This is a genomic window from Pseudovibrio sp. FO-BEG1 (genome assembly GCF_000236645.1).
Classification (GTDB): Bacteria; Pseudomonadota; Alphaproteobacteria; order Rhizobiales; family Stappiaceae; genus Pseudovibrio.
The window spans coordinates 120113-134420 of sequence record NC_016646.1; the positions used below are offsets into that span (position 1 = coordinate 120113).

Annotated in this window: 14 protein-coding genes; 6 read left to right on the forward strand and 8 right to left on the reverse strand. The window is 51.0% G+C overall.

The window, feature by feature from the left end; all coding sequences use genetic code 11:
- Position 1: 1 nt before the first annotated feature.
- Positions 2–652, forward strand: coding sequence for a TRAP transporter small permease (locus PSE_RS25215; protein ID WP_014290224.1), 651 nt, complete (start codon positions 2–4; stop codon positions 650–652).
- Positions 653–654: 2 nt separating this feature from the next.
- Positions 655–1962, forward strand: coding sequence for a TRAP transporter large permease (locus PSE_RS25220; protein ID WP_014290225.1), 1308 nt, complete (start codon positions 655–657; stop codon positions 1960–1962).
- Positions 1963–1999: 37 nt separating this feature from the next.
- Here the strand turns inward: PSE_RS25220 and PSE_RS25225 are convergent, their stop codons facing one another.
- Positions 2000–2656, reverse strand: a complete 657-nt coding sequence (locus tag PSE_RS25225) for a GntR family transcriptional regulator (RefSeq protein ID WP_014290226.1) — start codon at positions 2654–2656, stop codon at positions 2000–2002.
- Positions 2657–3121: 465 nt separating this feature from the next.
- On the opposite strand from PSE_RS25225, the gene PSE_RS25230 reads away from it, so the two are divergent.
- Together PSE_RS25230 and PSE_RS25235 are read left to right on the forward strand one after the other, a co-directional pair.
- Positions 3122–4471: an FAD-dependent oxidoreductase gene (locus tag PSE_RS25230; RefSeq protein WP_041769196.1), complete on the forward strand. Its 1350-nt coding sequence runs from the start codon at positions 3122–3124 to the stop codon at positions 4469–4471.
- A gap of 155 nt (positions 4472–4626) precedes the next feature.
- A complete protein-coding gene (locus PSE_RS25235; RefSeq protein ID WP_128647410.1) occupies positions 4627–6240 on the forward strand; it encodes a BCCT family transporter in 1614 nt (537 codons plus the stop codon).
- Between the two features lie 33 nt (positions 6241–6273).
- Here PSE_RS25235 and PSE_RS25240 read toward each other — a convergent pair whose 3' ends face one another.
- Positions 6274–7761: a PLP-dependent aminotransferase family protein gene (locus PSE_RS25240; protein WP_014290229.1), complete on the reverse strand. Its 1488-nt coding sequence runs from the start codon at positions 7759–7761 to the stop codon at positions 6274–6276.
- Positions 7762–7960: 199 nt separating this feature from the next.
- Here PSE_RS25240 and PSE_RS25245 point away from each other — a divergent pair, with 199 nt between their 5' ends.
- Positions 7961–8701, forward strand: coding sequence for an enoyl-CoA hydratase/isomerase family protein (locus PSE_RS25245; protein WP_014290230.1), 741 nt, complete (start codon positions 7961–7963; stop codon positions 8699–8701).
- Between the two features lie 20 nt (positions 8702–8721).
- Positions 8722–10308 (forward strand): CoA-transferase, encoded by a 1587-nt coding sequence (locus PSE_RS25250; protein WP_014290231.1) that lies wholly within the window; start codon positions 8722–8724, stop codon positions 10306–10308.
- Positions 10309–10782: 474 nt separating this feature from the next.
- Here PSE_RS25250 and PSE_RS27125 read toward each other — a convergent pair whose 3' ends face one another.
- Genes PSE_RS27125 through PSE_RS25280 form a run of 6 tightly spaced genes read right to left on the reverse strand, consistent with a single transcriptional unit; the run spans position 10783 to position 14300 of the window.
- Positions 10783–11079: a PAAR domain-containing protein gene (locus PSE_RS27125; protein ID WP_041769197.1), complete on the reverse strand. Its 297-nt coding sequence runs from the start codon at positions 11077–11079 to the stop codon at positions 10783–10785.
- Positions 11080–11090: 11 nt separating this feature from the next.
- Complete coding sequence (locus tag PSE_RS26840; RefSeq protein ID WP_014290233.1) at positions 11091–11849, reverse strand: Cell division cycle protein 123; 759 nt, start codon at positions 11847–11849, stop codon at positions 11091–11093.
- Between the two features lies 1 nt (position 11850).
- Positions 11851–12393 (reverse strand): SMI1/KNR4 family protein, encoded by a 543-nt coding sequence (locus PSE_RS25265; RefSeq protein WP_041769198.1) that lies wholly within the window; start codon positions 12391–12393, stop codon positions 11851–11853.
- Positions 12394–12403: 10 nt separating this feature from the next.
- Entirely contained in the window at positions 12404–13258 is an 855-nt protein-coding gene (locus tag PSE_RS25270; protein ID WP_041769200.1) for an HNH endonuclease, read from the reverse strand.
- Positions 13259–13260: 2 nt separating this feature from the next.
- Positions 13261–13698 (reverse strand): hypothetical protein, encoded by a 438-nt coding sequence (locus PSE_RS25275; protein ID WP_148266295.1) that lies wholly within the window; start codon positions 13696–13698, stop codon positions 13261–13263.
- Positions 13699–13700: 2 nt separating this feature from the next.
- Positions 13701–14300 carry a DUF4123 domain-containing protein gene (locus PSE_RS25280; protein WP_014290237.1) on the reverse strand — a complete coding sequence of 200 codons (600 nt, stop codon included), beginning with the start codon at positions 14298–14300 and terminating at the stop codon, positions 13701–13703.
- Between the last annotated feature and the right edge of the window lie 8 nt (positions 14301–14308).

The following is a 14308-nucleotide window of genomic DNA, read 5'->3' on the forward strand; positions in this document are numbered from 1 at the left end:
TATGACCGTGAACCGCGAGTCTAAACAGCACCCGCGTGCGCCGGTGCAGGTCGCTTCATTCATCTATGATCCGGAAATTACTGAAACAGAACCGCCGGACCATGTCACCGCAATCCCCGAAGGTCCGCAATCCAGAAGCATGACTGCACTGCTGAAAGCGGAGCGGTTTTTGGAGAGGTCTCTGTATTTTGGCCTGGTGCTGATGGGCATCGGTCTTGCCGCAATCATGTTTGTGCAGGTTCTGCTCCGCTATGTGTTTGCGCTGCCGTTTGTTGGCATTGAAGAGTTGGCTCTGCTGATGGGCGCCTGGTTTTACTTTCTGGGGCTTGCTTATGTGACCCGTAATGGAGAGCACATTCACGGTGGCATCGTGACACTGCTGATCAAAAGCCCGCGAAAGATCCAAGGCATCCGTTTGATCATGACACTGGCCAGTATCGCAGCATGTCTGGTGTTTGGATACTACGCCAGCAAGTACGCGATCTTTGAAATAGAGCGTGGGCGCGCAAGTTCTTACATGCGCTGGCCGAAGGGGCTGTGGTCTGCCTCCATGATCATCGGATTTGCAGGCACCATCATCTACCTCTCGCTGCAAGCCATCAATCAAACCATCGATCTCAAAACAAGACTGTCAGTCGTGAAGAAGGGCTAATCATGTTCATATTTCTTGCCTCTCTTCTGCTTATCGTCGTGCTATTGCTGGCTGAAATGCCAATCGCATTTGCGTTTGGTGTTGGCGCGCTGGTGTTCGGCATTGCGTCAGACTCGAACGTCTCCTTCCTGATCCCTTACGCCTATCAGACCACACTCAGCTTCGCTCTACTGGCGCTGCCACTGTTCGTGCTGGCTGGAACTCTGATGGCTGAAGGCGGCATCTCAGATCGCCTGCTCAGTTTCGTGAATGCGTTTGTCGGACGTATGAAAGGTGGGCTTGGTGCGGTGACTGTCATCACCTGTGCCTTGTTCGGTGCAATCTCGGGCTCGTCATCTGCCGCCATTGCGGCGATTGGGCAGATCATGATCCCACGGATGGTGAAGGAAGGCTATCCGGTTGGCCATGCAACAGCGTTGGTTGCGTGTTCTTCTGTACTTGCGCTGATGATCCCGCCATCTATTCCGATGATTGTGTTTGCAGTGACGGGTGGCTTGTCCGTTGGGGCTGCGTTCCTGTCGACGGTTATACCGGGTGTCCTGCTGGCTCTGGTTTACATCGGCCTCAACTTCTTCTTCCTGCGCAAGGTGGATACCATTCAGGTCGAGGAACCTTTGCCGTTTAGGGAAGCGGCGCAGAATGTTGCCAGCAGCGGACTGAAGGCAACCTGGGCGCTGATGATGCCATTGCTGGTGCTGGGAGTGATCTACTCCGGTATTGCCACGCCAACAGAAGCTGCTGCAATCTCACTGGTTTATGCGATTGTTGTTGGGGTGTTCATCTATAAAGGGCTGAGCTTTAAGGATATTCCAGCGGCCTTTGTGCGGGCGGCGATCACCACGAGTTCCATCATCGCAGTGCTGTTCTTCCTGTTTGTGATGAGCCGGGCAATGATCCTGCAGCAAGTGCCGCGTGAGGTGGCTGAAGTACTCATCTCGCTGACGGAAAACAAGATCCTGATCCTGTTGCTGATCAACCTTATTTTGCTGCTCATTGGTATGATCGTGGATGATGTATCCGGCAGTGTGTTGGCGGCAATTGTATTGCTTCCGGTGGCAACGGAGATTGGCGTTCATCCAATTCACTTTGCAGCGATTGTTGGCACCAATCTGGGGCTGGGGAATGTATCCCCACCGTGTGCGCCCATGCTCTATATGGCCGCCGGGGTGAGCAAGCTCACGCTGGACAAGTACGTGGGCATCACACTCAAGTTTCTGCTGCTTGGGCATTTACCGATGGTTCTCATCGTCACTTTCTTCCCTGAACTGTCGCTGGCTCTGCCAAGACTAATCATGGGTATCGACGTTTAATCCATCCCATCCTCTGCGGTGATCTCATCGCAGAGGATCAGTTGGCTGAGAGTTTGATGACCTTCAGCGCACTCCCGGCAAGATACTCGTGAAGCTTCAAAAGCTGTTCTTTCGCGGCGATCTCGTTGCCGATGGCTACTGAGCGCATGATATCTGCGTGGAACTGGCTGCAGACCATGGTGTCGTCGCGCGTTTTATTGGCAAACCAGAACCGGCGGGATTGGCTCTGCACACGGGCGAGCGCATGGTGGAAGTATGGGTTGCCGCTGGCATTGGTAATGGCGAAGTGAATACCTCTCAAAGCCTCCAGCAGACTGGCATCTTCATCGCCCTGCGCACTTTCTAAAATGTTCTGCGCCAGTTGCAACATATGAACGCGGTGCTCGCTGCTACCACGCAGGATCGCATATTTGATGCAAGTGGGCTCAATCTCTTTGCGGATCTCCAAAAGCTGAAGTTGCTGCGCAGCTGAAATCTCCAGAAACTCGACACCCTTTCGTGCATGCACTTTCAGCATGTCTTCCTGTTCCAGAGCCTGAAGTGCTTCTCTGACAGGGGTGCGCCCAAGCTGTAACATGGCAGAGAGCTTGTTTTCTGAATAAAGCTGCTCTGTATCCAGCTCCCTGAAAATGACTTTGCGCTCTATCTCAGCCTTGGCAAAAGCTGCTTGTGTTGTTGCTTGGAAATCAGACACCCGGTGCTCCGCTTGCTTAAGCTGGCATGTAAATTCTTGGGGTGAAGCTAGAGCAATGGAATCTGCGAGTGAAGTAATCTGTTTATTTCCACATTTGTACTTAGGATAAGTTTCAAACTGTATATCTGGTAATAGTGCTTAGCTGTGCACAAGTATATGTACAGATGACTGCTGTGTATTTTCTATCTGTATACATATCGCATAACAGACACTTCGATAACCATTCGCCTATCTATCTGTTCTGTAAAGGTAATTTCTGTATGATTGAGAATTAAGAGCTGCTTCCCACAACACTGTCAGTGACTATTTCAGCTGACTGTATGTACGTTCTTCTACTTTTGTCAGTGCCCGCTCTTCGTGATGTGTTTCACAATATGTTAGTTAGGAAGAGAGGGCTCATAAGTCAGCTCATCCTCTCATATTAGCGTTATATAACAATATGTTATCTTATATGTGAGTGGCGATATGGCTTGGAAGGAATTAGCATTAAGCGCAGTCGATAGTCCGGTGTTGGACGAGGCTGATGTTGTGGTGTGTGGAGGTGGCCCGGCAGGTGTTGCGGCGGCTGTGATGAGCGCCCGGGATGGCCTTAAAACAATCCTTGTCGAGAAAAATGGCTTTTGCGGTGGCGCTGCGACAGCAGGCCTGTCTGGGACGATCTGCGGTCTATACCTGACGCAGGATGAAATTGCCAAGAAAACACCTAAGCAGGTCGTCTTTGGTTTTGCAGAAGAGTTTCGTCAGAGACTGGAAGGAAAGCAGGGCGTTACAGAGCCCCAGATCTACGGCAACACGCATGTGTTGACATTTGACCCACTGCGTTGGCGCGAGGTGGCTGATGATCTGCTGGAAGAAGCTGGTGTAACATGTTTGTATCACTGCCTCATCACTGAAGTGATGAGAGAGGATCAGCGCATCAAGGCGATCAAACTGGAAAGTTCAGCGGGGAGCACCTTCCTGAAAGCCAAGGCTTTCATTGATGCGACGGGTGATGCTGCTGTACTGGCAAAAGCCGGATGCGAGCATTCCTATGGCGACAAGGGTAACATCCAGAACCCAACCATGATGTTCCGCCTGTCTAACGTGGAAGCAGAGGGTTTTTACAAGGTCTTTGGTGAGGACACCATTTCACCGGCTGAGGTCACCGAGAAGATCCGCGAAGTCAACGCAAGTGGTGAGCGTCATCTGCCGCGGGACAAGGTCTGGGTCTTCCCGACACCGCAGGACGGTGTATTTTTGATGAACTGCACTCGCCTTGCGGGGCAAGGTGGCCGGATGCTGAATGTCATCAATCCAGCTGACCGAACCTATGCAGAGATCTATGGCCGCCGTTCAGCCCGTGACTATCATGCCTTCTTCAAGGAGAACGTTGAGGGCTTTGAGAAAACACAGCTGATCGACATGCCGCCGGAAATCGGCGTGCGCCAGACCCGCACGATCCGTGGCGCCAAAACACTAACAAACGATCAGGTCGTGAACTGCGAAAAGCCAGCGGACGGCATTGCCCGCTCATCCTGGCCAATCGAGCTGCATGCAGGCAAGCAGAGTAAGCTGCATTGGCTGATGAACGACTACTACGAAATCCCTTGGGGAACGCTTGTTCCTGAGGAACTAGAGAACACCATTGTCGCCGGCCGTTGCCTGAGCGCAGAGCATGAGGCGTTGGCATCTGCCCGCGTGACTGCTCAATGCTTTGAAATGGGCCATGCAGCGGCTGTCGCAACCAAAATTTCACTCGAAAGCGCAGTGAAATACAAAGATCTGGATCCGGAGCAAATCCGCCAGAAAATGCGCGTGAATAACAGCGCATTGTAGCACCTAGTCACATTCAAACTAACCACAAGTAACTGTAGGAAGCTGTAGCCGTAAGGATGCTGCTTCCTGCAAAGGGGCTCGTGCGGCCTGACGCCGCCGAAACCCTTGTCTGAAGGCCAAACATCGGGAGAGATATTATGGCTTTGGAGGAACCCATGACAAAACCAACCACAAATAAGGGGGAGATACTTAAGCCCAGCTTGGACAAGTCCATTTTCTTACCAAGCCTACTCTTCAGCCTTGCGATCATCATTCCGATGATCCTGATGGGTGAGGCACTCAATCCTTACATCACAGCAATCAATAATTTCGTGTCGCACAGCTTTGGCTGGGCATACATGGCTTACGGCACCATTGGCCTGTTCTTCCTGGCATGGGTGGCCTTTGGCCCACTGGCCAACGTGAAGCTGGGCAATGCAGACGATAAACCAGCCTTTAACGATTCAAGCTGGGCTTTCATGATCCTGGCAGCCGGTTTCGGTATCGGCGTGGTCAACTGGTCCATGGTTGAGCCGATGATTACCATGGCCTCTGCTCCTGCTGGTGCAGAACCATTTTCCGCAAAAGCTGCTGAAGATGCGCTTGCTTATGGTCTGATCCACTGGGGCCCGTTCCTTTGGGTAGGCTACATGGCGCTCGGCCTTCCATTCGCGTACTTCTTGTTTGCACGTAAGCCAAAGGTGCAGCGTTTCGCTCTCTGTTTTGAGCCAATTCTCGGACAAAAGCGGGTTGAGGGACCAATCGGTACCGCAATCAATGCATTCGCTGTATTCGGTCTTATCGGTGGTATCGGCACGACCCTTGGTCTTGCTATTCCGCTGCTGGCTGGTCTGCTTTCTGTGTTTATCGGTATCGAGCACACCATGTTCGTGGAAGTCGGCGTTCTGCTCTTCTTCGGTGCGTTGACCATGTACTCCCTTTCCAAAACCATTTCGAAAGGGATGAAACTGCTCTCAGATTTCAACGGTTGGCTTGTTGTTGTTGTGCTGGGCGCGATGATCTTGTTTGGACCAACGGCTTACATCATGAACAGCTTCACCAGCATCTTCGGTAATGCAATGGAGCTGATGCCTCACGTGTTCACCTGGACGGATACATATGGCCTGTCCAACGGTTATGCGCAGGACCAGAGCGTGTTCTACATGGCTTGGTACATCGCATACGCACCACAGATGGGTCTGTTCGTGGCATGTGTGTCTCGCGGCAGAACTCTGAAGAACGTTGTACTGGGCTGCGTTGGTTACGGCTCTCTGTCTGCCTTCGTATTCTTCGCAATTCTGGGTGCTTTCGCTGTTCAGCTTCAGCTTTCCGGTACTGTTGACCTCGCCGCGAACTTCAATGAGCACGGTATTCCGTCAACAGTGGCGCTGGCGTTGAGCAATACCCCGCTTCCAGCACTGGCTGTGCCAATCTATCTGGTGATGGTGGCAATCTTCGTGATCACCACGATCGAAGCTTGCACCCGTAACCTGGCATCCATGACCAACAAGAACATCAGCGGCGACATTGAGCCTTCAACCTCTTCTCGTCTGATCTGGTGCGCAATCATCATTGCAATCAGCTTCGGTGTGATCCTTGTTGGCGGTCTGGATGTGGTTGTGACACTGGCATTGGTGCCAACAGTGCCACTCGTAGCGCTCAGCTTCCTTGCGACCTACTGTATGGTCAAGGCAGCTCGCAAAGACTTCCCGCACTTGTTCCGCTCCAAATACACCGCCATCGAGCGGCATGAAGATGGATCTTTGACGGTCAAAACCGCAGAACTCTAAGAACCCTGAGAGAGGCAGCAATCGCTGCCTCTTTTACTTTTCCCTCAAGGCTGCTTTTGCGATCAGCTCAATTCCCTCTGGAATAAGCGCGTTATCGATCACCGAATATCCTAGACGGATATGGTTCAGGTTCTCACTTGGATTGGAAAAGGTGAAGCCACCCGTTTCAAAGTAAACGCTGGACTCCATCACCTTCTGCTGCAGCTTCCCAGCATCAATGTCTTCCGGCAATTTCAACCAGATGCTTCCACCACCAAACTCTGGCAGTACTGAAGCACCCGGAAAGTGCGCTTCAAGCGATTGATGCATCGTCTTGCATCTGGCTTTGTACTCATTTGAGATCTTTGCAAGGAACCGGTCAAAGTAGCCCCGCTGCAGGAACAGGGCGACACTGCGCTGGTTGTTCACGGGTGGGTGCCGTAGAATGTGGTGTCGCAACGCCTTGGCCTCGCGAATGAACTCTCTGTCTGCTACCAGATAGCCAATGCGCAGCCCCGGCATCAGGCTCTTGGACAGGCTGCCCGCATAAATCACATTCCCACATCGATCCAGGCTCTTGAGAGCAGGCGGCGGCGTCTTGTCAAAGGCAATCTCTGCCTCGTAATCATCCTCAATGATGAACTGACGGTTTTGCGCCGTGATGCGCAGCAATTCTTCCCGTCGCTCAACGGGCATGGTGACAGTAGTTGGAAACTGATGGCTCGGCGTAGTGTAAAGGCATTTGCATTGGTTGATCTCATCACTCAGGATCATCCCACCTTTATCGATCGGCAATCTGCGCACATTCAGGTTTTCCATCTGCGCCATGTTCAGAATGTCCGGATATCCCGGATCTTCTATGCCGATTGTCTCACCTGTCCGTAGCAGCAGTTTGACAGCAAGGTACAGCGCTTGCTGTCCTCCCAATGTGATTAGGATTTCTTCCGGGTGAGCGATGATCCCGCGCTTGGACAGCACACGCTGCATCAGCTGCTCAACAAGCAACTCATCATCAATGGAGGAGTAATCTGTCGCCCAGTTTCGCATCTCCACCACATTGACAGAGTCGCGAATACACTCGCGCCAGCTGGCAATTGGAAACAGGTTCGGATCGATCAGCCCACAGATGAATGGGAAGCGAAACCGGACGAGGCTGTCACTTGGCTTCACCACACGAGGCATGTTGAAACTCCGCCCACGAAAATGCGAGTTGAAGTCCATCTTAATCACATCTGTATCACTACTATTGGCAGGTGATGTGTACAGATCCTGTGAGGCCTGACTGGAGAGCAATGCATCCTCGCGAATGTAGATGCCAGCCCGGTCCCGGCTCTCCACAAACCCGTCCTGCTTCAGGCTCTCATAGGCCAGTGAAACCGTTGTTACACTCACCCCTAAGTCTTTGGAAAGCTTGCGAATTGAAGGTAATGGACGATGAATAGGAAACTGCCGGTTCACAATTGCAATTGCCAGCTGACGCCGAATTTGTGTCTGCAAACTCTCGGATGAATTTCGGTCAATTCGGATCAGGTTGGCGTACATTTTCTTCTCTTTCCAAATCCAGTCAACTCAACTGTATATATGGAAGAGAGTTACTGTATATAAAATAAAATGACAATCAAAAATAGACTGCCTCTCAATTCAGAAGGGCAAAGAGGCACCACAAACGCTCTCCAGCTCCTCTGACATTAACGGGAAGCTGAACCGCGCAAAGCGGATCAGGATTACTTGGGAGCAGACTATGTCAGTTGAGTTTTCCGTCGAAAACAAAGTGGCCTACATACAGCTGAATCGGCCTAAACAGCGCAACGCGCAAAACAAAGAAATGCTGGATCTGTTGGATGCGGCTCTGGAGCGGGTTGAAACCTGCGACACCATCAATGCAGCCATAATTTTCGGCGCAGATCCATCCTTCTGTGCAGGCAGTGATCTGACAGAACTGGGTGCGTTGGATCTGGATGGCATTTGCGACGTTGAAAAGCGCAAAGCAGCCTTTCTGCGCCGCATTTCACTCTGCCCAAAACCAATCATCGCAGCCGTACAGGGCTATGCTGTGGGTGGCGGAGCCTTCCTTGCTGCAGCGTGTGATGTGGTCGTGGCCGCAGAGAACGTGAAGTTCAAAGGCATGGAAGTGCCAAATGGCTGGATCACTCCATGGGGTTTCCATGCACTGAACGCCCGCATGGCTCCGCGCCACGCACAGCGCGCTGCATGGGGTTACAAGTTCATCACCGCAACAGAAGCTCTGCGCATCGGTCTGGTTGATGAAGTGGTTGCACTGGAAGACCTGTTTGTGACAGCCCGTACCATTGCTGAGGAACTCGCAGCACTTCCACCGGTTTCAGTACAAGCGACAAAGCGCTGGTATCTGAATGCTTGTCTGGCGGATGGAGAGGCCGAAGACGCCAAGCTGAATTCTCTCTTCCGCCAGCATTGCCAGATGGAAGCTGCGCAAGAAACCTTCAAAAAATTCGAAAAATAAAAGATCACTGGGAGATAACTGTGACTAAATTTTCAACTCTGGAACAGGCTCTGTCTGTCATCAAAGACGGCGACACTGTTGCCTCCACCGGCGTGATCGGCTGGATCACACCAGACGTTCTGCTCAAAGGCATTTCTGATCGCTTTGAAGCAACTGGCCATCCAAATAATCTGGATTTCTACTTCCCATGTGGCACCGGCGATGCAATGCACATCGGCGGCATGGACCACATCGCGAAGAAGGGCCTACTGCGCCGTATCATGGCAGGCTCCATGCTCAACCCGGTTCACCCTGAAACCGGTGAACGCCCAAAACTGATGCAGATGATCCAGAACAATGAGATCGAGTGCTTCAGCTGGGCCATGGGCACCTCCATGCATTGGTTCCGCGAAGTTGCGCGCCGCAGCCCGGGCTACCTGACCAAAACCGGCATCGGTACCTTTGTTGATCCGGACGTATGTGGTGGCAAGTTCACCGAGAGCTCTCAGGACGGTCTGGTCGAGAAGATCAAATTCAAGGGCGAAGACTACCTGTTCTACCCAACCCGTCCAATCCATGTTGGCCTGCTGCGTGCAACCAGTGCAGATGACAACGGCAACCTGTCTTTTGAGAACGAAGCGCTGCTGTCCTCCAACATCGCTATTGCAACAGCCGTTCGTGCATCTGGCGGCGTTGTCATTGCACAGGTAGAAAACAAGGTAGACCGCGGCAGCCGTCCAACCAACATCGTGAAGCTGCCGGGTGCTCTGGTGGATCACGTGGTTCTGGTAGACAGCGCTCAGCAGCCTATGGTCACCGACATCGATTATGATGCCAACTACCTCGGCCTCAACCGCATCGAGATGACCGAACTGCCACGCCCTCCTGTTTGCGTCGACAAGATCATTGCCCGCCGCGCATCTTGGGAAACCAAGAAGCATGAACTCGGCATCCTCGGCTTCGGCGCTTCCGGCGACATTCCGCTGGTGATGGCAGAAGATGGTAAGTTCGATGGTGACGAAATCTACGACTACCAGTTCACCACAGAGCACGGCTCTTATGGCGGCGTGGTTATGATGGGCTGGCAGTTCTCAGCCAACGCTAACCCGGAAGCGCTCGTAGATGGCCTGACCCAGTTTGACGTCATCGAAGGTGGTCTGTGCAAGTTCGCAGCCCTGGCCTTTGCTGAGTTCGACTCCAAAGGCACCATCAACGTCAGTAAGTTCGGCAAGGTGAACCCGGGCTCAGGTGGCTTCATCAACATCGCGCACAACGCAGAACGTCTGGTCTTCACCGGCACCTTCACAACTGCTGGCCTGAAAACCGCAGTTAAAGACGGCAAGCTTGAAATCGTTAAAGAAGGCAAGATCAAGAAGTTCGTCGAAACTGCCCAGCACATCACCTATCTGGTGAAAGAAGGCGTAGTGAAACGCAACCAGCAAGCCAAGATCGTCACTGAACGTGCTGTGTTTGAAGTGCATGAAGATGGTCTGCATCTGGTTGAAATCGCACCAGGCATCGACCTGCAGACCCAGATTCTGGATCAGATGGACTATGCGCCTGCAAGAGTTGCAGAGCCACTTCCGCTCATGGATGCAGAACTCTTTGCTGAAGACTACGTCGAGTAGTCAAAAGCATCGTGGAGTGGGAAAGCTTGTTGCCCACTCCACCGACCTTCCAAAAGGAACTCCCAGAGAGTTTGTAAAACCCTGCTGACTGCCCCTGTGTGCCACAAACTCTCTCCCCGCTTCAGCCAGCCAAGCCATCACAAACCCCGCTGACCTGGCTGAAGCGTTGGATTATGTATCATGAAGTAACTCGAATGCTACTGAAAGATTGCCGAAACTGTTTGTTGAAATGCACCCGAAATTTTTCCTAGCCATAATTCCTACATTCAAAGCAAACCCTACCCAATAATGCATAATAATAGATAATAATAAATATCCTAAAGGTTATTATTACATAATAACTGCGCTGAATTTGCCAAATCGACTACAACAGCACTTATTATTCATTAGATTATCTTAATAATCACTCATCAATCACATAATTTTTCTTATTCTGGCCACACAAATTATCTACTAAGGCGCATTAGTTGCTCTCTATTCAATTGTCACGACTGCGGACCCGGAAGTGATGCTGCCGCCGCAGCCAATGGCATCGCCCACACGGGCTGCGGGTTTTCCGTCTATTGTGACGATGGCTGAACCTGCTGAGATCGAGCGTGGGTGCGGTGGAGCAGGACATACAGCGCATCCATGGGGGACAAGGGCATCTCCGACACGGGCCGCTGGCAAGCCATCGATCTTCACAACGGGACTGCCTGAGATAATCGGAGTTGGCGGGTAGTGGCAACCATGTCCTGATCCAGTATCACTAAGACGAGCAGCTTTGGGCATAGGAATGCTCCTTAATTGGCCATAGGTGCAGCGAGGACTCTGTCACCTGCGATAAACCGAAGTTTGCCATCAAAGTTTGACTTCTCCCAATTGTAAAGGCAGGGATCGGTTCTGTTTAAAAAAGGATTGAGTTCAATGAGTTGTGCCTGAAGTTTCTCATTCTGATTGGCCAGGAATACATCGGCAACGACCGTATCCAAATGAGATTCCTTATAAAAAAACAAGCAGAATTCAATGAGAGCTTCCCGGATTTTATCCAGATTCTCCTGAAGCGCTGGGAACTGTTCATCAGTATAATATTGGGAAACTCCGATAATCTTGCGATCCCGCATGAAGATCCGGAACTCACTCCAACGCGGGATATCGACCCACTTACGTAAGTAAAAATTAGCACCTGTGTTATTGATGACAGGATCCATGAGTGCTGAGGCGACCCGCTGGTTGGGCTGTAATACGATTGCTTCCACTTCTCCTAAAGATTTTGCAGGTGCATTGAGTAGGCAGCTTGTTTTCCAGGAACAATAATCCAGTCGCGGGAAGGCCCCGTCTTTGAACTTTTCTAACCCCTTTGAGATTGTATCCCTGAACTCTTCCGATAGCCCATAATGGTTGAAGATACCAAACTGCTCACAAAACTCAGGGGTGTTTGCCGCAAGAGCAAGAACATCTTCAGGGCTGATCGGGATTTCCTCGTGCGGTACACTGGCTTGTTTCAGGGCATCCGGCCAACTGGCAAAAAATGTATCTGAGACGGCCTTGGGATACGCCATCTTAAAACTCTACTTTTTTGATTAGATTTTCAGGTACGGGGCGATACCAATAATCATACCCGAACTTATCCGGGGTTTCGAAAAGTTTTTCATAGATAAATTCACGAAATGAGTTGGCTATCAAATGTGCCCGCATCACTGGTTCGTTTTCATCAGGCCCAGGACCAAAGTGAATTACATAAAGCTTACCGTGCGTATCCTGTTCCAATGATATAACAACTTCCATACCACTAGGATCTGCACCTATGGGAATACAATTTTTAGGTCGCACGGTTTCCTGATAATTGTCACCGTATAATTCTTCAACGTAATCCCACTCAAAAAGAGGATCAAGCAACGCAATATTATCAGGCCACTGCCAGAATTCTTGGGGAACATTGGGTCTGAATTGCAATGGATAAACTCGCCCCCCATCATATTTTACCATGAAAGCTCGATAATCTTCTGGGAGGCGAGCACGAGCAAGCTCCCACAGTTTAATTTTTTGCTCTACAACCGGAACAAGGTCCCATTCATTTTGCTTCTTGCGAACTAATACGTCCATCAAAAATCTCCTAAAAATCAGCTGTATGGCTCGCACCAGGTCTATACAGGGCCGCACCGCCTGTATGTGGTGTACTCGCACCACCGCCAGTAGCATGATACTTACTTGGGATAAGCTGCATGGTCACACCATCTTCTTTATGATGCCAGGTGTGGTCCCGAGGTCGTTCCCAACTTGAATCACCTAGTTTGGCCTGCATAGCTTTATCTGCTGCTTTGAAATCATCGTAGTTGTTTCCCTTCATTGCGATTTCCACGTCCCCTTTTGATAAAGGCCCGTAGTCGGGAAAACCGTTTTTATATTCGACTGGAGGATTGCCATTTGCCGGCACCCACTTGCTCTCGCCACGCTCACCTTCCCATTTTCCCTTAGGGCCATCTTTGGGAATGTTCTTGTACTGCGGTCCTTTAAGATGTGCTTTTTCATCCCGGCAAGCCTTTGTCTTGCAGTTCTTAATGGCATCATCGTAGGCTTTGCGGTTTTTCGTTGCCAGATCGTCCCAGTATTTGGCAGCAACTTCCTTTGTCTTGTTAAAACTCTTCTGCAGGCCCGGACCGGCAATGTTGATGGCCTTGCGGATATCATTTAACTTGTCTGCGATCTTCCCGCCCTTGGCAAGGATATCTACGACAGGAATAAAGCCAACCAGGTCAAGACCTACCCCCCACCAATCTCCCTTGCTAAACGAGTATCCAACCGCTCCAATATCTGCTGGCAAGTTAAAAGGAGGTGGGAGTGCGCCTCCGGCTGCAAGGCCTGCTTGAATGGTGAGATCCAGATACTCAGCCTGCATGTTTTGAAGTTGTTTGAAGTCTGAACGAGCCTTGTCTACATCCACGCCCGAATCTTTAAGTTGCTGTCCCATACTTAATCTTTAAACCTCAACTCATGCGGGTAGTTGGCGCGTAGTTCTGCTATGATTTCCGGGTACCAGTAGCGTTCATCCGGATGCATGATGGCCTCAACAGCAAGCTCTTTAGGAACACTGTAAAACCGGTCGATACGCTCTTCCTCCGGCGTCTTCTGATCCTCTGCAACCTCTTTAAAGCCCGGGAACTGCCAGAAGTTAGCCGCCACCTTCCACATCAGGGTCACAAAGTGGAACTGCCATTCAGGATTATTGAAACCAAACCGCCGAGCGTAATTGCGTCCATTGATCACCATCTCGCGCTTGCCTTCATCCGAGACAGCAAAGTAGTAGTTCTGAAGGTTCTTCTTCATGAAGTCTTCCACATACCACTCGGCAAAATCAGCATCATCGTGCAGGTTTGCCAGCATCTGATCCTTGTTGAACTTCATAGGCATGATCAGCTTGCCTCCTGAGCAGGTGAGGATGCATCTTTCGTGAAGGCTGGAAGCGCGATGGTGTTTCGTAGAAGTTTGCCGTCCTCGGCCTGGAACACGCATAGCTCTTCAGAATTGAGCGTGTTTTCCAGCACAAGCGTATCAATGCCTTTGAAGAACACAGTCAGCTGCTCAGATGTGAACACCGGCAGGTATTGGCGAATGGTCTGAGGGTCATAAAACCTGAAGAAGTGCTCTGATCCGCCTTCATCTTCGATCAGGGTAAACTTCCGTAAGTGGCGTACAAAGCCATTCAGCTCCAGCGGCGAAAGCGCAAAAATCACCCAGCGCTTGCCAAAGCCTTCTTCCGCCAACCAGTCCAGCACATCTTCATCTGCCCGGATCTCTACGACCCATGCCGTGTCATCTCCAAACTCAACAAGTGCCTGGCCTTTATACAAACAGCTATAGTTATTGGAGAGAGCACTGATTGTCGGTGGTATCATCATGGGGTCACGCGATGCATCAACCACAGCATAAATGCGCAACTCCTGATCTGATGTTTTTTGCCCCTGTAGTGAGGTAAATGTTTCTTCTAAGAACTCTGCAAGATCTTCAGCCATGACACCCT